This window comes from Aquibium pacificum (genome assembly GCF_040839445.1).
GTDB classification, from domain to species: Bacteria; Pseudomonadota; Alphaproteobacteria; order Rhizobiales; family Rhizobiaceae; genus Aquibium; species Aquibium pacificus.
Window position 1 is genome coordinate 117161 of sequence record NZ_JBDPGJ010000008.1, and the last position, 21062, is coordinate 138222.

General features: G+C 64.0%; 22 protein-coding genes. 16 read left to right on the forward strand and 6 right to left on the reverse strand.

The features are described 5' to 3' along the window. Positions 1–790: 790 nt before the first annotated feature. From ABGN05_RS26720 to ABGN05_RS26735, 4 genes are all read left to right on the forward strand, one after another. On the forward strand, positions 791–2533 hold the full coding sequence (locus ABGN05_RS26720) for an adenylate/guanylate cyclase domain-containing protein (protein WP_367957077.1): 1743 nt from the start codon (positions 791–793) through the stop codon (positions 2531–2533). A gap of 576 nt (positions 2534–3109) precedes the next feature. Beyond that, positions 3110–3460, forward strand: a complete 351-nt coding sequence (locus ABGN05_RS26725) for a hypothetical protein (RefSeq protein ID WP_367957078.1) — start codon at positions 3110–3112, stop codon at positions 3458–3460. A gap of 484 nt (positions 3461–3944) precedes the next feature. After that, a complete protein-coding gene (locus ABGN05_RS26730; RefSeq protein WP_367957079.1) occupies positions 3945–4289 on the forward strand; it encodes a hypothetical protein in 345 nt (114 codons plus the stop codon). 286 nt (positions 4290–4575) lie between these two features. Then, on the forward strand, positions 4576–5997 hold the full coding sequence (locus ABGN05_RS26735) for a cytochrome P450 (protein ID WP_367957080.1): 1422 nt from the start codon (positions 4576–4578) through the stop codon (positions 5995–5997). A gap of 15 nt (positions 5998–6012) precedes the next feature. On the opposite strand, the gene ABGN05_RS26740 is transcribed toward ABGN05_RS26735, so the two are convergent. Next, positions 6013–6834 (reverse strand): lysophospholipid acyltransferase family protein, encoded by an 822-nt coding sequence (locus tag ABGN05_RS26740; protein WP_367957081.1) that lies wholly within the window; start codon positions 6832–6834, stop codon positions 6013–6015. Between the two features lie 216 nt (positions 6835–7050). On the opposite strand from ABGN05_RS26740, the gene ABGN05_RS26745 reads away from it, so the two are divergent. The 11 genes from ABGN05_RS26745 to ABGN05_RS26795 all read left to right on the forward strand — a co-directional run bounded on the left by ABGN05_RS26745 (position 7051) and on the right by ABGN05_RS26795 (position 15947). Continuing rightward, positions 7051–7275, forward strand: coding sequence for a DUF6074 family protein (locus ABGN05_RS26745; protein ID WP_367957082.1), 225 nt, complete (start codon positions 7051–7053; stop codon positions 7273–7275). Positions 7276–7475: 200 nt separating this feature from the next. After that, entirely contained in the window at positions 7476–8465 is a 990-nt protein-coding gene (gene moaA / locus ABGN05_RS26750; protein WP_367957195.1) for a GTP 3',8-cyclase MoaA, read from the forward strand. Between the two features lie 2 nt (positions 8466–8467). Then, positions 8468–8941: a hypothetical protein gene (locus tag ABGN05_RS26755; protein WP_367957083.1), complete on the forward strand. Its 474-nt coding sequence runs from the start codon at positions 8468–8470 to the stop codon at positions 8939–8941. A gap of 105 nt (positions 8942–9046) precedes the next feature. Further along, positions 9047–9967 (forward strand): DMT family transporter, encoded by a 921-nt coding sequence (locus tag ABGN05_RS26760; protein WP_367957084.1) that lies wholly within the window; start codon positions 9047–9049, stop codon positions 9965–9967. Next, complete coding sequence (locus tag ABGN05_RS26765) at positions 9967–11175, forward strand: multidrug effflux MFS transporter (protein WP_367957085.1); 1209 nt, start codon at positions 9967–9969, stop codon at positions 11173–11175. Before ABGN05_RS26760 ends, ABGN05_RS26765 begins: the two co-directional genes overlap by 1 nt. Beyond that, a complete protein-coding gene (mobB, locus tag ABGN05_RS26770; protein WP_367957086.1) occupies positions 11176–11682 on the forward strand; it encodes a molybdopterin-guanine dinucleotide biosynthesis protein B in 507 nt (168 codons plus the stop codon). Between the two features lie 160 nt (positions 11683–11842). Beyond that, entirely contained in the window at positions 11843–12634 is a 792-nt protein-coding gene (locus ABGN05_RS26775; protein ID WP_367957196.1) for an ABC transporter substrate-binding protein, read from the forward strand. A gap of 80 nt (positions 12635–12714) precedes the next feature. After that, complete coding sequence (locus ABGN05_RS26780) at positions 12715–13428, forward strand: ABC transporter permease (protein ID WP_367957087.1); 714 nt, start codon at positions 12715–12717, stop codon at positions 13426–13428. Further along, positions 13425–14255, forward strand: coding sequence for an ABC transporter permease (locus ABGN05_RS26785; protein WP_367957088.1), 831 nt, complete (start codon positions 13425–13427; stop codon positions 14253–14255). Before ABGN05_RS26780 ends, ABGN05_RS26785 begins: the two co-directional genes overlap by 4 nt. A 113-nt stretch (positions 14256–14368) precedes the next feature. After that, on the forward strand, positions 14369–15238 hold the full coding sequence (locus tag ABGN05_RS26790; protein ID WP_367957089.1) for an NAD(P)-dependent oxidoreductase: 870 nt from the start codon (positions 14369–14371) through the stop codon (positions 15236–15238). A 10-nt stretch (positions 15239–15248) separates the two neighbouring features. Next, entirely contained in the window at positions 15249–15947 is a 699-nt protein-coding gene (locus ABGN05_RS26795) for a DNA alkylation repair protein (RefSeq protein ID WP_367957090.1), read from the forward strand. 16 nt (positions 15948–15963) lie between these two features. Here the strand turns inward: ABGN05_RS26795 and ABGN05_RS26800 are convergent, their stop codons facing one another. From ABGN05_RS26800 to ABGN05_RS26815, 4 genes are all read right to left on the reverse strand, one after another. Further along, complete coding sequence (locus ABGN05_RS26800; protein WP_367957091.1) at positions 15964–16422, reverse strand: DUF302 domain-containing protein; 459 nt, start codon at positions 16420–16422, stop codon at positions 15964–15966. 23 nt (positions 16423–16445) lie between these two features. Further along, positions 16446–16937 carry an Lrp/AsnC family transcriptional regulator gene (locus ABGN05_RS26805; protein WP_367957092.1) on the reverse strand — a complete coding sequence of 164 codons (492 nt, stop codon included), beginning with the start codon at positions 16935–16937 and terminating at the stop codon, positions 16446–16448. A gap of 111 nt (positions 16938–17048) precedes the next feature. Then, entirely contained in the window at positions 17049–17708 is a 660-nt protein-coding gene (locus ABGN05_RS26810; RefSeq protein ID WP_367957093.1) for a uracil-DNA glycosylase family protein, read from the reverse strand. Continuing rightward, positions 17671–18282: a glutathione S-transferase gene (locus ABGN05_RS26815; protein ID WP_367957094.1), complete on the reverse strand. Its 612-nt coding sequence runs from the start codon at positions 18280–18282 to the stop codon at positions 17671–17673. The genes ABGN05_RS26810 and ABGN05_RS26815 overlap by 38 nt, the downstream gene beginning before the upstream one ends. A 166-nt stretch (positions 18283–18448) precedes the next feature. Between ABGN05_RS26815 and ABGN05_RS26820 the strand changes: the two genes are divergently transcribed. Next, a complete protein-coding gene (locus ABGN05_RS26820) occupies positions 18449–19963 on the forward strand; it encodes a sensor histidine kinase (protein WP_367957095.1) in 1515 nt (504 codons plus the stop codon). A 14-nt stretch (positions 19964–19977) separates the two neighbouring features. On the opposite strand, the gene ABGN05_RS26825 is transcribed toward ABGN05_RS26820, so the two are convergent. Continuing rightward, complete coding sequence (locus tag ABGN05_RS26825) at positions 19978–20970, reverse strand: nicotinate-nucleotide--dimethylbenzimidazole phosphoribosyltransferase (protein ID WP_367957096.1); 993 nt, start codon at positions 20968–20970, stop codon at positions 19978–19980. Positions 20971–21062: the final 92 nt, after the last annotated feature.

Here is a 21062-nt window from a genome sequence, read left to right on the forward strand (position 1 = left end):
TGCTCCTTCGTTTGGTTCGGCACTGTTCCCGCCGGGTCCGGACTTCGGTACGAGGAGAAGCGGTCACTTCTGTCTGAAGTCGAGCCATTCTGATAGAATGATTCCGACAATCCCCGCCGCGGGTAGCCATGAACCCGTCGCATCCATCACCACGTGCGGCGGCTACAGCCTGCGCCAGCCGAACGCGGACATCTGGCGAGCGCGGCGCAAACTGTGGCTGACATGGTGACTCTCGAACGACCGCACCTGCGCTGGTTGTAAGCGATGTGGCTACAAGAACTGCGGGCAATAGTTTGGCGATAGTCATGGCACAGTACGGCTTCACGGCTCAGCGACTGAGTCGGACGCGTCCCTTCAGCTGTCTACATTGAGGTTGCTGCGTCCGTAATGGCCGACGGCGCTTCGGGTTCCGAGTGACGCATCCAGCTCGCATCGACCGATGCATGGTGAAGCGGCAGTATAAACTGATGCTGTTTTGCCGGAGGTTCGGCAACATCCCGCTGGCCGAAGCCGAGGAGCGCTACCACGCGATGCTGGAAGAACCAGCCATGGCCGCGTGACTCGGAAGAACGGCCTCCGGCAAATTCGGGGCGGTTCAATGCGTCGACTTATCACGGACGTGCAGCCTCAACGCGGGCGCCTGAGCAGCGGTGTCATGAGGTAAGTGTAGCCTTTCGCCTTACAGCTCTTGGCGCGGTTGCAGTCGCTCGCGTGCTGCTGTTCGCGAGGGCTAATGTATTCTGCTGTGCCTATGGTATCTTGCGGGGAACTGGGCTTCCGAGAGGCTTCTTTGGAACGGCGGCTTGCAGCAATTCTATCGGCTGACGTGGTTGGCTATTCGTCGCTAATGGAGCGTGACGAGTCCGGAACCTTCGAGCGTTTGATCGCAATCCGCAACGAGTTGGTCGAACCAAACATCACTCGAAGGCGCGGTCGGATCTTCAAGCTGATGGGCGACGGCATCCTCGCAGAATTCTCCAGCGTCTTGGATGCTGTGGAGTGTGCGGCTTCGCTTCAGGGAGCGATGGCGGACCGCAACCAGAAGGTGGGAGCCAACGAGCGGATAGAATTCCGGATCGGTTTGAATCTGGGTGAAGTCATTGTCGATGGCGACGATCGCTACGGCGAGGGCGTCAACTTGGCCGCGAGACTACAGGAACTGGCCGACCCCGGTGGCATCTGCGCTTCGGAAAAAATAGCTCGCGAGATCGAAAAGCTCGTCGCCTTTCCCATAAGACCCCTTGGTACCCGTCGCCTTAAAAACATCGTCGGGGCGGTGCCGGTCTATAGTATCGTCTGGGACCAGGATGCACGCTCCGACCCCGACCATAGGCAGCACGACCTTCCGAACAAACCATCGATCGCCGTGCTTCCCTTCACCAATATGAGCGGTGATCCCGAGCAGGAGTATTTCGCCGATGGGCTCGTAGAGGACATCATCACAGGATTGTCGAAGATTCCCAGTCTTTTCGTCATCGCTCGGAATTCCAGCTTCGCTTACAAAGGAAGACCGGTGGACATAAGACAGATCTCGAAGGAACTCGGCGTCCGCTACGTGATGGAGGGAAGCGTTCGACGCGCCGGAGACAGGCTCCGGATTACCGGGCAGCTGATCGAGGGCGAAGCCGCCACCCATGTCTGGGCTGATAAGTTCGAGGGAGCGATTGAGGACATTTTCGACCTGCAGGACCGACTGACCGAGAGTATCATAGGAGCGCTCGAGCCGACACTTCGGCGCGCTGAGATCGAACGCGCACGCGGGAAAAGGCCGGGCAGTCTCGATGCCTACGACATCTATTTGCGCGCGCTCCCGCATGTGCACGCCAATACGCCGGGAGACAACGACTGCGCGTTGCGCCTATTGCGCGAAGCCTTGAGCTTGGATCCGGACTTCGCTTCGGCGCATGGCTATGCCGCCTGGGGTTATGAACAGCGCTTCTTGCGTCGAGGCTTCAACGCCGAAGACCGGACTGCGGCGCTCAGACACGCCAACATTGCATTGGCTCTGGGTCTCGACGATCCGTTGCCGTTGTCTCTCGGAGCATTCGTGCAGGCGACGATCACACGAGACCATGATCGAGCCATCTCGGCGCTGGAACGGGCCCTGACGCTGAACCCCAACTCGGCGCTCGCTTATGGGTTCAGCGCAATGGTGCATATGTTCAGCGAAAACTATGAAAGAGCGTGCGATCACGCTTCCAAGGCACTCCGCCTCAGTCCATTTGATCCGATGAACTATCACTCCTATCTCGCCTTGGCCTGGGTGCACTTCTTTCGCCAAGAATATGCCGACGCTGCGAAGTTCTCGAACTTAGGTATCCAAGTAAACCCCGCTTTCAGCATCCTTCACGCCACGCTAGTCGCTAGTTGGGCCAGCCACGACCGCATGGACCTGGCGCGAGCGGCGGCTGCAAGGCTACTCGATTTGGAGGCCAACTGGACGATCGCAGCTTTCGTTCGAATGGAAGTGGTGCGACCAAGACTTATGGAGCAATTCGAAGCGGCAATGCGCAAGGCGGGGCTTCCCGAGTAGGCAAGTCCTGACGCCACATCAACATTCGCTGGAGGTCGGGAGCGATGTATGAAGGTGCCACCCGCGGATGCAGCCTGGCCCTAAGACGCATCGACCGCCGCACTTGGCCCTGCCGTTGTTCAGGCTACCACCTTATATCCCGAGCCGCGCCGCAAGACTCGACCCTCTCACACACGATATGCCGATTCTACGGCGAAGAAGCGCTTTGGCCTAGGTGTACATACTAAAACCGTAGCCGCAGCGGCGTCTTTGTGCGGGGGGCAATTTGCCGAGAAGAAGTGCTGGACGGACCGGCGCGGCATCGTCTGCTTCAAACCCGAAGCGCCACAGCGCATCAACCGCCAGAGGCCGGACATGAAATTCAGCAGCCGTTTGAAGGCCGACGTCAAAGATTCGAATCCCGTCGGGTGCGCGAGTAGCGGAGCGCGCCCGCGGGGGTGCTGGTTTTTGTGAGCCGAAATCAAGTTTCGCTAACATCGTGCAACGACTTGTGTGGGGAACAGGGACGGGGGCGCCGAGTTGAGCGTCCGTTGGGACATGAGCCTCCAGGCTCCATAACAATCAGGAGAATAACCAATGTCCAAAAAATTCACTCTCGCCCTCGTGGTCGCTGCGGCAATTTCCGGCAGCGCTTTCGCCCAGAGCAACAACGCTGGCGGTGGCAACAACAGCCAGTCGGAAGGTCTCGTGAACGTCACGCTTGGTGACGTAGTCCTGCAGGAGATCGCATCTGATCTGAACGTCAACGTCTCTGAGATCCCGGTGACGGTGCAGGTGCCGGTCGGAGTAGCAGCGAACGTATGCGGCGTCGCCGCGAACGTCCTTGCGTCTGACAAGAAGGACGAAGGCGGCGCAGTCTGCGATGCCACCTCCTCTTCTGAAGCTCTGACTCAGGTCGTTCAGCGGCAGATGAACGACCAGGGATAACCACCTGCAGGTTCCGGCGGCATTGCCGCCGGAACCCTTCTGGGGTGGCCTTATCGCTCGTGCAACTGGCTATTCCAGCAACTCAGAACCCAAATCTCTCGCTAGACAGATCGGCACCTTCTCTCTCCTTCATGAGCGCGCACAGGAGATCCCTACCTTTGGGCAGGATTCGTTGTCGCCATCTGTTCACGCGGTTGGCCGCCCGCCTCCACCTCCTGTTTCAGTTCCCAGATCGCCGGCCACGCCAACGAGCCGCGCCTTCTTCTGACCAGTCTTCGCACGCCGCTTACTTCGACCGTCCACTGTTCCAGTCATTCTGATCGATCGCGGCGTAGAGTGCCTTCCCATCCCCGGCTCGAAACGCGAAAGGGGATTGGATGCCTGACCCTTTTTGCCACGAATGCTGCCCCGTTAATGATTTTTTCGCACGACCAATCCCATTGTCATCACACGCGCCAATCGAAACGGGCGCGGAACCGGGGACATGATGGGCATGAAGCGACTGTCGAAGGGAACGGCCTGCCTGTTGATGGCAACGATTGCCGGGTGCACGAGCCTTCCCGCCGATTATGCCGCCACGCTGCCCACGAGCGACCCGAAGTGGCAGACGCCGGAGTGCGAGAAGGCCCGCGTGAGGGCCGCGGAATACAAGGACAAGAACCTCAACGTTGGGGTCGCACTACTCCTCGGTCCATATGGGCTCGCGATGGCGGCCGCCACCAAGGAGAATTCCGAAAAGCAGCGAAGGCGCCTCGCCCGCAACGTGCACATGGAATGCTCGAGCCAGCCGTTGCCGCGGAACCTGCAGAACGACGCGTCTAACGCCTGACGGCGGAAGTCACCTATTCATCATCGCCTCAAGCGGCTACACCCCTTCGACGGACCGGCAGACCCAGACGGTCTTCGCGCAGCCCATCCCCGCGCTTTTCTTGACGCCCCCGCCAAACCTGCCTAATCCCAATTATTGGACTGCCACCGAACCCTGAGGGCAAGGCAGTTCCGCGGGGGCGTACAAACATGACGAAGAAGGCGGCTGCCATGTCGTTGACGATCCGGATCATCCGGTCGCCACTGCCCGGGCAGCACCCGCACCGGTTTCTGCGCGGGGCGGACGGATGACCGGAAGCTCCGAGACGGTCCGCAAGCCTTACGTCCTCTACGGCCATCAGACCTGGCGCTGGTACGCACAGTACCTGCGGGATCCCATTTCCTGCTATCTGGACGCGCGCGAGATCTACGGGCCGGTCGGTGGCCTGGGCAACCCGCTGCCGTTCTGGAAGGGCGGCCGGCAGCACGTCATGGCCTTCGGCGCGGTGCCCAACCGCATTGTCTTCGGGCAGCCGGACCTCTTCCGGCCCGGCGGACAGGTGCTGAGGGGGCCGCGAGGTTCCGCGCAGCGGCGCATGCGAAAGAGTATCTTCGCCATGCATGGCGATGAGCATAACCGGCATCGCCGCGTCATGCAGCCGCCGCTGTCCAGGCTCGCCGTCGCCTCCTATGCGCCCGCGATCGCCGGCCTGATCGATCAGGTCCTCGACCGGTGGGAAGTGGGGAAACCCATCGACGCCTATCACGAGATGCTGACGCTCTCGAACTGGATCGCCGCGCACCTCCTGTTCGGCGAAGCCGATTTCGAACGGTCTCTGGCCATCTGCATGCTGATCCGGGACTGGATCACGCTCGACGTCGAGGTTCGCACCCTCAAGCTGCGGCCGTCGCTTCCCGGTGCTCTCGTCCGACGACTGCTGCGTCACGCCGAGACGCTGGAAGCCGCTGTGCGGCAGCTGATCGAGGAAAGGCGCAGTGCCGGAGCGCCCGGCAAGGACCTTCTGTCCCAGCTTATCGGAGCGCATGGCGACAAGGACTTCGCCATGAGTGACGACGAGTTGGTCGCGCATTCGGTCATCCTCCACGGCGCGTCATTCCTCACCACGGCGAGCACGCTTGCCTGGGCGATGTATCTCCTCGCCCAGAACCCGGCGGTCGCCGCCGCGCTCGACCGGGAGGTGGCGTCGAAACTCACGGCATGGCCGCCCGCAACCGGCGAGATCGACGCCATGCCGCTGCTCGACGGCGTATTGCGCGAGACGTTGCGCCTGCTGCCGCCAGTGCATCACACGCTGCGCACGGTCGCCGCCCCGACCGATGCGCTCGGACTGCAGCTCAGGCGCGACGACCGCGTCATCATGAGTGCCTTCATGAGCCATCGGGAGCCGACGGTCTTCCCGGAGCCGGATGTCTTCGATCCGGCCCGCTGGATGCGCGACCGACCCGGCCCCTATGACTACATTCCCTTCAGCGCCGGCCCCAGGCTCTGCCTCGGGTATGCCTTCGCCACGCTGGAGATGAAGATGATCCTCGCGCGCATCGTCCAGCGCCACCGCGTCGCGCTCGTGCCGCATTCGAAGATCGACGTCATCTACCGCCTGACGCTCTGCCCGAGCGCCGGAGTGCCGATGACGGTGGAGCCGCGCGACGGGGCCTTTTCGGCGGCGCCGGTGAGTGGCAACATCCTCAAGCTCGTCCGGCACGGCTGAAACGGCCCGCCGCGATCACGCGTTGGCCAGAGCCTCGGTCCTGGCGCGCAGATAAGCGATCGCCGCGTCGTTGCTCGGCAAGGCGGCGAGCTCGTCGGCGCCGATTAACGGTCCGGCCGTGATGCGCAGGACCCGGCCGCGCGTCCGGTACATCTCCGAAAACAGGAAGAGGTTCTGCAGCTTCGGGGAGATCGAGCCGAGGAACAGGAACGGCCACGTGTTGCGGCCATGGATGTGAATCGGCATGACGGCCGCTCCCGTGCGGCGAGCGAGCGCGGCGATATGCGGGCTCCATTCGGGATCGCGCGGCCGGCGCTCCGCCCAGTCGAAACGGGCCACCGCGCCGGCCGGGAACACCACCAGCGAGCCGCCGTCCGACAGCAGCCGGTAGGCTTCGCGCCAGCCGCGCAGGTTGCGCCTGCGCCTGGAGCGCTTCCGCTCCGGATCGACCGTGATCAGACGCTCGCGAAACTCCGGCACGTCTCCCAGCACGTAGAATGCCATCAACCGGCTGTCGGGCCGCGTTGGGGTGACGAGCGTATCCAATAGGAAACCATCGACCAGCCCGTGCGGATGATTGGCGACGAAGAGCAGCGGCCCTTCCGCCGGCACGCGGGACAGCGGTTCTCCATCGGTCTCCACCCGCATGTCCAGGCGGTCGAGGAAGTGGCGGGAAAGCGCCGTGGACGTGAACGCGGCAGAGCCCGCATAGATCGCGTTGAAGCGCTCGAAGCCGAGTAGTCGGTCGAATTGCCGCCCCAGCCAGCCTGATACCGCCGCGGGCAGCCGCTTACTCTTCACCCGCAGACGGATCGGCCCGGCGGTGCGGTCCTGCATCTTCGACGTATCCCGACTTCTGTACCGAGCCTAGCGATACCATGACTGCGATACAATTACCGCCCGCGCCGGTGGTCCAGGTGCCCGTCTGCCGGTTCCGGGCCGGATATACTGTGGAAACACCCGCCTCAAGCCTCGGGCAAGGCCTGATCCGTTTGATGGCATACTACCCTAATGTAACCTTCCGAAGCACGGGGTGAGTCGGGGCTTGGGCACATGGGCAGCGTCCTTCCACTTCACGAGCGCGCGGAGTTGATTTCCAGGGTGGCGAGGGCTTTGTCGCGAAAACGAAGACCGGAAGCCGTCGAATATTGGCACCGCATGGCCAAGCGGCTCCTGAGGCTCCAGATCGCGCTCGGCGCGGAGCGGAAGGCAGCCGAAGAAGACCTCCGCCTCCTCCTGCGCGCCATCATCCGCGCGTCAATGCCGGAAAAGTCCTGAAGCACTTTCCCCGATCGGCCCGGCGCCACTCCGGATGTGTGCAGCGGCGCAGCCGCAGCCGCGGCGATGGTTATATTGCTTCGGATACAGCGAATCGCCTGACCATGACTTGACGACCGGCCATCCGGGCACGACATTCAGGTCCGGAGACCGCCTTCGGGCGTCCAGGGAAGGAAGCGATGGATTTCGGCGCAAGCACGATGATCGACCCGTTCGGGCGGTCGATCGACTATCTGAGAGTGTCGGTCACGGACCGGTGCGACTTCCGCTGCACCTATTGCATGGCCGAGGACATGACCTTCCTGCCCAAGCGGGACCTGCTCTCGCTGGAGGAACTCGATCGGCTCTGCACCACCTTCGTCGAGAAGGGCGTCCGGAAGCTGCGGCTGACCGGCGGCGAGCCGCTGGTGCGCAAGAACATCATGCACCTTGTCCGCCAGCTGTCACGCCATCTCGAAAGCGGCGCATTACGCGAACTCACTCTCACCACCAACGGTTCGCAACTCGCCCGCTTCGCAGGCGAACTTACAGCGTGCGGCGTGAAGCGGATCAACGTCTCGCTGGATACGCTCGATCCCGTGAAGTTCCGCACGATCACCCGCTGGGGCGATCTCGCGCGCGTCATGCAGGGCCTCGACGCCGCGCAGGCCGCGGGTATTGCCGTCAAGATCAACGCCGTGGCACTCAAGGGCTTCAACGACGCCGAGATGCCAGACCTGATGCGCTGGGCGCACGGGCGCGGCATGGACCTGACCGTCATCGAGACCATGCCGATGGGCGAGATCGACGCCGACCGTACCGACCAGTACCTGCCGTTGTCTCTGCTGCGCGCGAACCTGGAGCGGCAGTTCACCCTAACCGACACTCCCTACAAGACCGGGGGCCCTGCCCGTTACGTCGAGGTCGCCGAGACCGGCGGCCGGCTCGGCTTCATCACGCCGATGACGCACAATTTCTGCGAGAGCTGCAACCGTGTGCGGCTTACCTGTACGGGCACGCTCTACATGTGCCTCGGCCAGGAGGATGCCGCCGACCTGCGCGCGCCGTTGCGAGCTTCGGAAGGCAACGAACTCCTCTCGCGCGCCATCGACGAGGCGATCGGGCGCAAGCCGAAGGGGCACGACTTCGTCATCGACCGGCGCACGAACCGGCCGTCGGTGTCCCGGCACATGAGCGTGACCGGAGGATGATCATGGCCCTCGCCCGCAGATTCGTCATTCTTGCGTCCGTGGCGCTCGCGGCTGCCCCCGCGCTCGCCGACACCCTGACCTACCGCAACGCGCGCTTCGGGACCTCGCTTTCCTTCCCCGCCGAGGTTTTTTCGGACCAGATGGAGGCGCCCGCAAACGGCGACGGGATGACGTGGCTGTCGGCCGATGGCGCCAGCCTTGCCGTCTACGCCTCCAACAATGCGTTGAACCTCTCTCCTACGGAATTCGCCGATCAGGCGAGCCAGGGCCAGGGCGAATTCGAGGTGACTTACCGCCGGGTCGCGGACGACTGGGTGGTCCTCTCGGGCTACGAGGAGGGAAAGATCTTCTACTATCGCTTCGAGTTCGGCGCCGACTCCGTCATCCACGCGATGCTGCTCAAATACCCGCCCACGCTGCGGGACAAATACGATCCGCTGACCGGCAAGCTGGGTTCAAGCCTCGAAGGACCCTGACTATCCCATCGAGGCGCTTTCCTTGCGCCTCTTCTGGCCCACTCATTGACGGTTGCGAAATCAACGCCCGGTGCTACATGCCGTGACAAACGGATTGAAGCACCCTTGGCCCTCTCTCCCAATCTGCGCGGCGCGCTCTTCATGGCGGTCTCCATGGCGGGGTTCACCATGAACGACGTCCTGACGAAGGTCGTCAGCGATTCCATGAACATGGCGCAGATCATGCTCATCCGTGGGGTGTTCGCGACCGTCCTGATTGGTGTTCTCGCGTGGCACAGGGGGGCTTTCCGGGTCCCGCGCCACATGCTCGACCGCTGGATGGTCCTTCGCGCTGTCGGCGAGGTGGTCGCGACGCTCTGCTTCCTGACCGCACTCGCGCATCTTCCGATCGCCAACGTCTCCGCCATCCTCCAGGCGCTGCCGCTCGGCGTGACCATGGGAGCGGCGCTGTTGTTTTCCGAGCCGGTCGGCTGGAGGCGCTGGCTGGCGATCGGCGTCGGCTTTGCCGGGGTCCTCGTGATCGTGCGGCCGGGACTGGAAGGCTTCAGCGTCTATTCCCTGTTTGCGCTGGGCTGCGTCCTTGCCTGCGTTGTGCGCGACCTCGCCACCAAGCGCATCGACGCCGAAGTGCCTTCGCTGTTCGTCTCGACCGTGACAGCCTGCGCCGTCTCGATCACTGGAGCCGCGCTCGTGGTGCCCTATGGCGGCTGGACGCCGGTGGAACTCGCGGATGCCGGTCTTCTCTTCGGCGCCGCCGTGCTCCTGCTCTTCGGCTACCAGTTCATCATCCTGTCGATGCGCACGGGCGACATCTCCTACATTGCGCCATTCCGCTACACCGGCCTGCTTTGGGCCATCCTGCTCGGGTATCTCGTATTCGGAGACGTGCCCGACGCGGCGATGAGCGTCGGCGCTACGATCATCATCGGTTCGGGCCTCTACGCGCTCTACCGTGAACAGATTGTCGGGCGCACGAGGCCTGCGGCCGCGAGCACCAGCCCGGCAATGGCGCCGGACGGCCTGTGATGGACGCAACGCCTCCGGCCATCCGTTCGCCGCACATCCTCACCCTGGTCATCGCCACCTCCACCGGGGCGCTGGCGATGAACGTGTTTCTACCGTCGCTGCCCGCGATCGCGCGCCATTTCTCGGCCGACTACGCGATCGTGCAACTGATGGTCTCTCTCTATCTGGCCTCGACCGCCGTACTGCAGCTGTTCATCGGCCCGGCGTCCGACCGGCTTGGCCGCAGGCCGGTCATGCTGGGTTGCTTTGCCGTGTTCCTGGCGAGCACGGCCGTGGCGATCTTCGCGTCCACCATCGAATTTCTTCTCGTGTGCCGCGTGCTGCAGGGCTTTTCTGCCGCCGGAATGGTTTTGTCGCGCGCCGTCATCCGCGATACGGTCGGAACCGGCGAGGCGGCGAGCCGCATCGGCTACGTGACCATGGGAATGGCGCTCGTGCCGATGATCGCACCCATCATCGGCGGCTTCCTGGACGAGATATACGGCTGGGAGTCCACCTTCGTGTTGACGCTCGCCCTCGGTCTCGTGGCAACGGCCATCGTCTATTACGACTTGAACGAGACGAACCATTTCCCCTCGTCCAGCCTGTCGGCCCAGTTCAGTGCCTATCCCGAGCTCCTGAAGTCGCGCCGCTTCTGGTCATACACGCTGACCGCCGGTTTCACCTCCGGCGCGTTTTTCGCGTTCCTTGGCGGTGGACCTTTCGTATCGAGCGAGATCCTCGGCCTGGCTCCCTCCGGCTATGGCCTCTATTTCGCGCTGATTTCGATCGGCTATATGATAGGCAATTACATGACCGGTCGCTACTCCGGGCGCGTCGGTATCAACATCATGATGCTTTCGGGCAACGTCCTCGCCTCAGTGGGCGGCTTGGCATCCATCGTCCTGTTCTGGCTGGGTTACTACCATCCGTTCTCGCTGTTTGGCCCGGCCATGCTCGTCGGCGTGGGGAACGGACTTACCTTGCCCAACGCGGTCGCCGGTATCGTGAGCGTGCGCCCGCGTCTCGCAGGATCTGCCTCGGGTCTGGGTGGCGCCATGCAGATTGGCGCCGGAGCGGCGCTTTCAGTGGTCTCGGGCGCATTCCTCACCGTGGAAAGCGGGCCCTATCCGCTTCTCTGGGTCATGCTGCTCTCCTCCATCGCGGCCGGCTGCATGGCACTCTATGGCATGTACGTCGACCGCGTGTCGGGTCCTCTGGGTCGATAGATGAAACGGCGCGTCTTCGGCATCACGGGCTGGAAGAACTCGGGCAAGACGACGCTCACCGAACGGCTCGTCGCCGAGTTCCAGGCGCGGGGCTATTCTGTCGCGACGGTCAAGCATGCCCACCACAACTTCGACATCGACGTTCCGGGCACGGACTCCTTCCGCCACCGCGCCGCCGGAGCACGCGAGGTCGCGATCGTCTCGGGCCGCCGCTGGGCCCTGATCCACGAACTGCGCGGCGAACGGGAGCCCTCGCTGGATGAGGTGCTCGCCCGTCTCTCCCCCTGCGACATCGTCCTCGTCGAAGGATACAAGCGGGACGGTCATCCCAAGATCGAGACCCGCCGCATCGAGGCGAAGGACCGGCGTCCGCTTTCGCCGGCAAGCCCGAATGTCATGGCCGTCGCATCGGACCACGCGCTGCCAGAGGAGCAACTGCCGGTCTTCGACCTGAACGATATCGCGGCAATTGCCGACTTCATCGCCGATGCGCTCAACCTCGCTTGAGGTAACGTTGCATCAGCATGCCGTTTTCCGCTTTGCGATTGCTTTTCTGCGACAAACAATGGGAATATCGCCGCCAAGGCCCGGCACCGCGCCGCGGCCAAAAAGACGCGGCGCCCCGCGCGGCAGCCGCGAGAGTGGGAAAAGAACAATGAGGAACACCATGCGTATCCACAACCGACTGGCGCTCGCCGTCTCGGCGGCCGCCCTCGTCCTGTCCATCGGCGCAGCCAGCGCCCAGGACAAGATGCAGCTCAAGATCGGCACCGAAGGCGCCTACCCGCCCTTCAACAACTTGACATCCGACGGCAAGCTCGAAGGCTTCGACATCGACATCGCCCGGGCGCTCTGCGAGCAGATGAACGCTGAATGCGAGTTCGTCACACAGGAATGGGACGGCATCATCCCCGCGCTCCAGGCCGGCAAGTTCGACGCCATCATCGCCTCGATGTCGATCACGCCGGAACGCATGGAGAAGGTCGACTTCACCAACAAGTACTACAACACCCCGCCGGCCATTGCCGCGCCGAAAGACACTGACATCGCAGGCGTGACCAAGGAAGACCTCGGCGGAAAGACGATCGGGGTGCAGGGTTCGACCACCCACTTCAACTATTCCGAACAGACCTATACCGACAGCGAGGTCCGCGCCTATCCGACTGCGCAGGAATACCAGCTCGATCTCGCCAACGGCCGCCTCGACGCCGTCAACGACGACGTGTCGGTACTCCAGGAGTGGCTGGACAGCCCCGAAGGCGAGTGCTGCAAGCTGGTCGGCACCGTGACGCCGGTCGCCGAAATCCACGGTCCGGGAGCCGGTATCGCGGTCCGCAAGGGCGAGACCGAGCTGGTCGAGAAGTTCAACGCCGCGATCGACGCCATCCGCGCCAGCGGGAAGTACAAGGAAATCAACGACAAGTACTTCGACTTCGACGTCTACGGCGGCGACTCCTGAGTTCCGCCGACTGATCGGCGGCGGTCTCGGCCGCTGCCGCATCTCTTCCGGCACTGGGCAAGGGGGACTGGGACGGGCGGATGCAGAGCGTTTGGACGCTGCTCAGCTGGGGGCCGGAAGGGTGGCTGGACGACATCGCCTTCGGCGTATTCGTCACCGTCTCGCTGGCGCTCGCAACACTTCCCCTCGGCCTGGCATTCGGCTTCATGGTCGCGCTCGCGAAGCAGTCCGAAGAGCGTTCCCTGCGGTTGGCCGGGAACATATACACCACCATCTTCCGCGGCCTGCCCGAACTCCTGACCCTGTTCGTCGTCTTCTACGGCGCCCAGATCGCGGTGCAGCAGGTCGTGCGCCTCTTCAGCCCTACTGCCTTCGTGGAGATCAACAGCTTCGTCGCCGGCATGATCGCGCTCGGCGTCGTCTTCTCCTCCTATGCCAGCGAGGTGTTCCTGTCGGCCTTCCGCGCCATCCCGCGCGGCCAGTACGAGGGCGGCTATTCCATCGGCCTGTCGAACTGGCAGACGATGCGGCTCGTCGTCCTACCGCAGCTTATCCGCATCGCGCTGCCCGGGCTCTCCAACCTCTGGCTGATCCTGCTCAAGGACACGGCACTCGTCTCAGCCATCGGGCTTTCCGACATCCTGCGCCAGAGCGGCGTCGCGGCGCGCGTGACCAAGGAGGCCTTCCTCTTTTTCGGCTTCGCCTGTCTGATCTATCTGGCGCTGGCCATCATCTCCTCCTTTGGCATCCACGCCATCGAACGCAGCGTCGGCAAGGGAGGAGTGCAGCGGTGACGGAAGCCGCCGCGAGCAGCGCCGAGGTCGTCAAGCCGCCGCCGCCGGCCAGGGTCTGGACGCGCCAGCGCATCCTCGGCACTGCCGTCATGGGTTTTTGGGTTCTCTGCGGAATAGGGCTCGTCGCATACCTCGTCTCGGCCTGGGATCCCGAACTCTACGCAAAATACGCCCCCTACTATCTGTCGGGGCTCCTTGTGACACTGCAACTGGTCGGCACATCGGTCGTGCTCGGCGCCCTGCTGTCGATCCCGATCGCCTATGGCCGCGATTCCAGGAACCCCGTCGTTGCCTCGCTCGCCTACGGCTACGTCTATTTCTTCCGCGGCACGCCGCTGCTCGCGCAGACCTTCCTCGTCTACTACGGCCTCGGCTCGTTCCGGCCGGAACTCGAGGCGGTAGGGCTGTGGACCTTCTTCCGCGAGGCCTGGTACTGCGCCGTCTTCGCCTTCACCCTCAACACCGCCGCCTACCAGGCTGAAATCCTGCGCGGCGCGGTCGGAAGCATTTCGCACGGCCAGTGGGAAGCGAGCGCCGCACTCGGCCTGTCGAAATTCCGCACCGTCCAGAAGATCATCCTGCCGCAGGCTCTGATCGTCGCCTTGCGACCCTACGGCAACGAGATCATCCTGATGATCAAGGGCTCGGCCATCGTCGCCATCATCACCGTCTACGATCTGATGGGCGAGACGCGGCGGGCCTATTCGCGCACCTTTGACTTCCAGACCTATCTCTGGGCCGCGATCATCTATCTCGCCATCGTGGAGACGCTGCGCAACGCCGTCGACTGGATCGAGCGCCGCATCACGATACACCTGAAGCGGTGAACGGCGTTCGGGCCATCGAGCGTGGGCGGGTCTAGGATCCGATCCTCCCTTGACCTTCCCGCCCCTTCGCATAGACCTTCTCCCATCATTCGGATGAGACGGGAGGCGTGACGATGGCGAAGGTGGCATTTCTGGGCCTGGGGGTGATGGGCTACCCCATGGCCGGGCACCTGAAGAACAAGGGCGGTCACGACGTCACCGTCTACAACCGCACGGGCGCCAAGGCGCAAAAGTGGGTGACCGAACATGGCGGCGCCTTCGCATCAACGCCGGGCGAAGCGGCGCGCGACAAGGACTTCGTCTTCTGCTGTGTCGGCAATGACGATGATCTTCGTTCGGTGACGCTCGCGGACGGCGGCGCGTTCGGCGCGATGAAGCCGGGCGCGATCTTCATCGACAATACCACCGCCTCGGCCGAAGTTGCCCGGGAACTCGATACCGCGGCGCAAGCCGGAGGATTCGGCTTCATCGACGCGCCGGTCTCAGGCGGCCAGGCGGGCGCGGAGAACGGCGTGCTCACCGTCATGTGCGGCGGCGACCAAGCGACCTTCGACAAGGCTAAGCCGGTGATCGAGGCCTATGCCCGCATGGTCGGCCTGATGGGGCCGGCCGGCAGCGGCCAGCTCACCAAGATGGTCAACCAGATCTGCATCGCCGGCCTCGTCCAGGGGCTCGCCGAAGGCATCCACTTCGGCACGGCGGCCGGGCTCGACATCGAGAAGGTCATCGAGGTGATCTCCAAGGGCGCGGCCGGCTCGTGGCAGATGGAGAACCGCCACAAGACCATGATGGCCGGCAAGTACGATTTCGGATTCGCTGTCGACTGGATGCGAAAGGATCTCGGTATCTGCCTCGCCGAGGCCAACCGCAACGGCGCCAGACTGCCGGTAACGGCGCTGGTCGACCAGTTCTACAAGGACGTGCAGGCGATGGGCGGCAAGCGCTGGGACACCTCCTCGCTGCTGGCTCGGCTCCAGAAGTAGCCTGGCGTCCGTGCCAGCCCCCTCGCCCGACTGGACCGCGGGTCAGGTGATCGATCATCTGCGCGCGACCGGTTCGGAGGAGAACCGCGCGGGCATGGCGCACTACGGCATCGTCACCGACAAGGCCTTCGGCGTCGGCAATTCCGAGCTTCGCCCGCTCGCGCGACGGATCGGCCGCGATCACGAACGCGCGAAGGAGTTGTGGGACAGCGGCTCGCGCGAGGCGCGACTGCTGGCCTGCTTCACCGAGGAGAAGAAGAACGTCGATGCCGCCCAGGCGCGGCGCTGGGCCGGTGACTTCAATTCCTGGGAGATCGTCGACACGGCCGCCGACCTCTTCTCCGAGGCAGGTCTGCTCCACCTGATCCCGGAATTTGCCGCCGACGAGCGCGAATTCGTCCGTCGCACCGCCTTTGCGATGATGGCCTGGAGCGCCGTGCATCTCAAGAAGGAGCCGGATGCCACCTTCACCGGTTGGCTACCGCTCATCGAGAAGCATTCCACCGATCCGAGAAACTTCGTGAAGAAGGCCGTCAACTGGGCGCTGCGCCAGATCGGAAAACGCTCTATGGCACTCCACTCCCCGGCATTGGCGCTGTCCCGAGAGCTTTCCGAAAGCGAGGACAGGACGGCACGCTGGATCGGGAAGGATGCGGTCAAGGAGCTTTCCGCCGAAAAGACCCTCGAGCGTTTGGCGCGCAGGCACTAAGGCACGCCCACTGCGGCTAGAACCCTTCCGCGGCTTCCTCGACTATCCCGGTCAGGAGATCGTTCACCTCGTCGCGGGGGCCGCCCGGCGGCAGTTTCCTGAACCCCACCGTCACCTTGCCCGGCGCGGCGGCAGCCTCGTAGACGAACACGACATAGGGGCAATAGGCTATGTCGCCGATCTCGGCCTCCATGACCTTGCGCGACAGTACCGCCGAGCAGAAGGCAAAGAACTCGGCGTCCGAATAGAGATCCTTCGTCGCGCCGACGTCGGTTGCAGTCCGCTGCAACATCTCGCCGACATGGCCGCGGTAGTCGATGACGTAGCCCCGGTTGACGATGGCGTTCTCGATCGCCGCCGCGACGTCATCGTAAGCGTTCGTGGTCTCGACCGTGACCACATCGTCGCCGGCTGCGAACGCTGCGCCGCAGAGGAGCGACAGCGCCGCGACCAGTCCCGTCAGAACCCGCTTCATGTCGATCCTCCCTGCTCGGCCGCTCACGCGGCGCTGGAATTCGTCTCCTTGTCCAGAACCATGTAATCGAGCGGCATCTCGGTCGTATACTTGATCTGCTCCATGGCGAAAGCCGACGAGACGTCGCGGATCTCGATCTTGGCGATCAGCTTCTTGTAGAAGGCGTCGTAGGCGGCGATGTCGGGAACGACCACCCGGATCAGATAGTCCACGTCTCCGCTCATCCGGTAGAACTCCACGACCTCCGGGAATTCCTGGATCACTTCCGAAAACCGCTTCAGCCATTCGTGGCTGTGCGCGTTCGTGCGGATCGAGACGAAGACGTTGACGCGCGTATTGATCTTCTGCGGATTTAGGATCGCCACGCGCCGCTGGATGACGCCCTCCTCTTCCAGCTTCTGGATCCGCCGCCAGCACGGCGTGGTCGAAAGCCCCACCTTCTTGGCAACGTCGGCCACGGCGAGGGTGGAGTCCTCCTGAAGGAGGCGCAGGATCTTCTTGTCGAGGCGGTCCATCGAATCCGGCTCCAGGAAAAACTTCCCCGAATCTAGCCCCTTCCGTAGCAGCCACAAGAAAATTTTTCTTTCCGCTGTCCATCGTTGGCGCCTCCGCTGCTATTTTTCCGGCTACAGGCGCATCCGTATTTCGCTGCGCAGCACCGGAAGCAGTTCCGCCTCGAACCACGGGTTCTTCTTCAGCCACCCGGTATTGCGCCAGGATGGATGCGGCAGAGGCAGGTGCCGCGGGTGCCCGGCGCTTTCGAAGATCGAACGCCAGTTCGCCACTGTCGCCGCCAGCGACTTCTCACGCCGATCTCCGAGATGCCAGGCCTGCGCATACTGGCCGATGGCCAGGACCAGCGTCACCTGCGGCATCGCCGTGATCAGCGTCCGGCGCCATGCGGGAGCACACTCGCGGCGCGGCGGCAGGTCGCTCCCCGTGGCGTCATAGCCCGGGAAGCATAAGCCCATCGGCACGATCGCGAAGAGCGAAGGATCATAGAATTCCTCGCGCGTCACGCCGAGCCAGTCGCGCAGGCGGTCGCCCGAGCGGTCGTTGAACGGGAGCCCGGTCTCGTGCACCCGCAATCCCGGCGCTTGCCCCGCGATCAGGATCCTCGCGGTGTCGGACGGCACGACGACTGGCCGCGGTTCATGCGGCAGCGGCGCGCCGACCGGCTCGTCGCGGCAGATCCGGCACGCGCGGATTTGCGCGACGAGATCGTCGAGGCCGTCGCTCAACGTTCGGTCAGGCTCTGGCGCTGGGGCGCGCCGACAATGCGCCATACCAGCGGCGGACGTTGCCGAATTCCTCCGGCAGTTCGATGCGCGCCGGCTTCATGAAGTCCATCGCGATCAGTCCGGTGATGTCGGCGATCGAGTATCCGTCTCCGGCCGCGAATTCCCGCTCCGCCAGTTCCCGGTCCAGGATGCGCAGGAAATCGAGCGCGCGCGGCTTGTTGGCTTCGCCCCATTCCGCCACCTGCGGGACTTCCCATTCCTTCATCGCGGGATGCATGTGCCGGAACGCCTGCGCGACGCACATGAGGAGGTTCAGCTCCATGCGGCGCTGCCACATCTCGACCTTCGCCCGGCCCAGCGCGCCCCGGCCGAAAAGCGCGGGTTCGGGATGAAGCTCCTCGAAATAGCGGCAGATGGCGACGGATTCCGTCAGGATCGTTCCGTCGTCCAGTTCGAGGACCGGCAGTCTTTGCAGGGGATTGCGACCGGTTACCTCCGGGCCGCGATGCCCCATCGCACCCATGTCCACAGGCTCGAGCGGCACATCGATGCCCTTCTCGGCCAGAAAAACGCGTACCCGGCGCGGATTGGGCGCCTTGCCTCCGTCGAACAGTTTCAACCGATCTCTCCCATTCCAGCACCGATCGATGCGATCGTGTCCTCTCCTACATGAACATGCCCGCTCACCGCCACCGGTCCCGAGGCTCGGGGACGGCGGCAGAAGGGTCTCTTAACCATTCGAAAGTAATTTCACCGGGAACAATCGAATGGTTCTGCCGGCTTGAATGGCCCCCACACGCTCGAACACAGCGGACAAGAACATCGTGGACCGCACGAAGGCGCGTCGCAACGCCGACGTCGCGCGAACCGTGCGGGAAACGCGCGACCGCCTGTCGCAACAGCCGGGAAACCCGGCCTTCGATCGCGAGATGATCAAGCTGCACGCCGGCGCCCTGACCGGCAGTGCCATCGTGCTCCCCCTTCTCGCCGTCGTCGTGGCCCTCGCCGGCCTCTTCGTCGGCATGGGGGCGATCGTCGTCCTGTGGGCAGCCACAACAGTGGCGGCGTACGCGGGGCTTGCCTGGTATGCGCAGGGTATCAGCCGCACGGAAGCCAGCGAGATCGACGTTTCGGAAGTCAGACTCTGGTTCCTCGTAGCGCATGCCGTCACGGGGCTATGCTGGGTCTGGTTCTCCGGCATGGGATGCAGCGACTGCCAGATCGGCCAGTTCCCGATCATCAAGGCCGCCATCCTCCTTCTTGCGATCGCCGCCACCGCGATCCTCGCCTATGCACTGCGAGGCGCCATGGAGGCGACCTTCGCCATGCCGGTGGCAGCCTATGTCATCCTCGGTGTTCATTTGTGGCTGCCGGTTGAAGCGGTCATGGCCGCATTGCTGGCGGCTTCCCTGCCCTTCTTCAGCTATGTCTCCAGCCACCTGCACCGCTCCGCCGTCATGCTCCTGTCGTTCCGGACCGAAAAGGACGGGCTGATCGCGGAACTGGAGACGGCGAACGCGATCTCGGACGAGGCGCGCCGCCGCGCCGAGGAAGCCAATCTCGCCAAGTCGCGCTTTCTCGCCTCGATGAGCCACGAGTTGCGCACGCCGCTCAACGCCATCCTCGGCTTCTCGGAAGTCATGGCAAAGGAAGTGCTGGGACCGCTGCCGAACCCGACCTACCGCGACTACGCCCGAGACATCCATGATTCCGGCGAGCACCTGCTCGACCTCATCAACGAGATCCTCGACATCTCCCGGATCGAGGCGGGCCGCTATCAGTTGCACGAAGAGCCGCTCCAAATCGTCGAAACGGTGGAGGACTGCTGCCACCTCATAGAACTGAAGGCCCGCAACAAGGACCTGCGCATCGTGCAGCAGTTCGAACAGGACCTGCCGCCGCTCAGGGCCGACGAGCGTGCGGTGCGCCAGATCACGCTGAACCTGCTCTCCAACGCGGTGAAATTCGCTCCGACGGGCGGGGAGGTTCGCGTGCGGGTGGGATGGACCGCCGGCGGTGGCCAGTACATCTCGGTGAAGGATAACGGTCCCGGCATACCGGCTGACGAAATACCCGTGGTGCTCTCTGCATTCGGGCAGGGATCGATCGCAATCAAGAGTGCCGAACAGGGGACGGGCCTCGGCCTTCCGATCGTCCAGGGTCTGCTCGACATGCACGGCGGAAGACTGGAGCTGAATTCCAAGCTACGCGAGGGGACGGAGGCGATCGCCATATTCCCCGCCGAGCGCGTTCTTCTCGCGGCGCAGACCGAGCCGCTCCGCCGCAAGGCGGCGGGTTGACCTGCTGAAACCGTTCAGACGCTGCCCGGCAACGGTTGCATGCCCGAAAGGCAGAGGGCGGCCGATTTGAGGAAGCCGACCGCCAGCGCGGCACCCGCGCCGGCTTCAAGATCCAGATCGACGGACAGCACCGGTCGCAGACCGATACGTTCGGCCGCTTTCCGGTGCGCCGGGTCGGCCGGCGCCGTCGCCAGCCGGCAGTGATCGACCGAGCGCGGGTTGGCGGCGTGGAGCGCCGCCGCCGCCGCGGTCGCCGTCAGGCCGTCGAGGATGACGGGTATCTTCTGCGCGCGTGCCGCGAGGATTGCGCCAACGATCGCAGCGCTTTCCCGCCCACCGAGCCGCCGAAGCGCTTCGAAGGGATCGGACAGCCGTCCGGCATGGGTCTTCAGCGCGCGGTTGACCGCTGATAGCTGCCGACCGGCCACCAGTTCGTCGGCCTCCGCGGGAATCCAGTCCCGCACATCCCCGCCGAAGAGCGCTGCCAGCACCGCTGCCGACGAAGTCGAACCGCCGACGCCGATCGAGCCGATGCAAAGCAGATCCATGCCGCCTGCCGTGGCTTCCATGCCGAAGGCCATCGTGGCGGCTGCGCCGCGTTCGTCCAGCGCCGGACCGGCGGTGATGTCGCCCGTCGGCAGGTCGAGCGCCAGATCGTAGACCTTCAGGCCGACGTCGTTGGAGACGCAGATCTGGTTCACGGGCGCCCCGCCCGCCGCGCAATGCTCCACCAGGGCCGCCGTCGCCGAAACCGGGCTGGCGTCGACCCCATGGCGGGCTACGCCGTGATTGGCGGCGAAGACTGCCAGTTGCGGCCGGTTGACGGCCGGCGGCATGCGTCCACCCCAGGTAGCCAGCCAGAGCGCGGTTTCGCCAAGGATGCCCAGCCTGCCGTCGGGATCGACCCGTTCGAGCCGTGTCCGGGCAGCGGTCGATATGTCGTCGCCGAAACCGGGCACGTTTGCCGCGAGCGCTCGAAAATCGTCGAAGGGTATGCCGGTCGTCATCTGGAAAACTCGCGTCGGGTGTTCGCCTGCGGCGGCAATAGCCCTTCGCCGCCCCGGGCACAACGGCGGCGGACACGGCTCAAGCCAGTGAC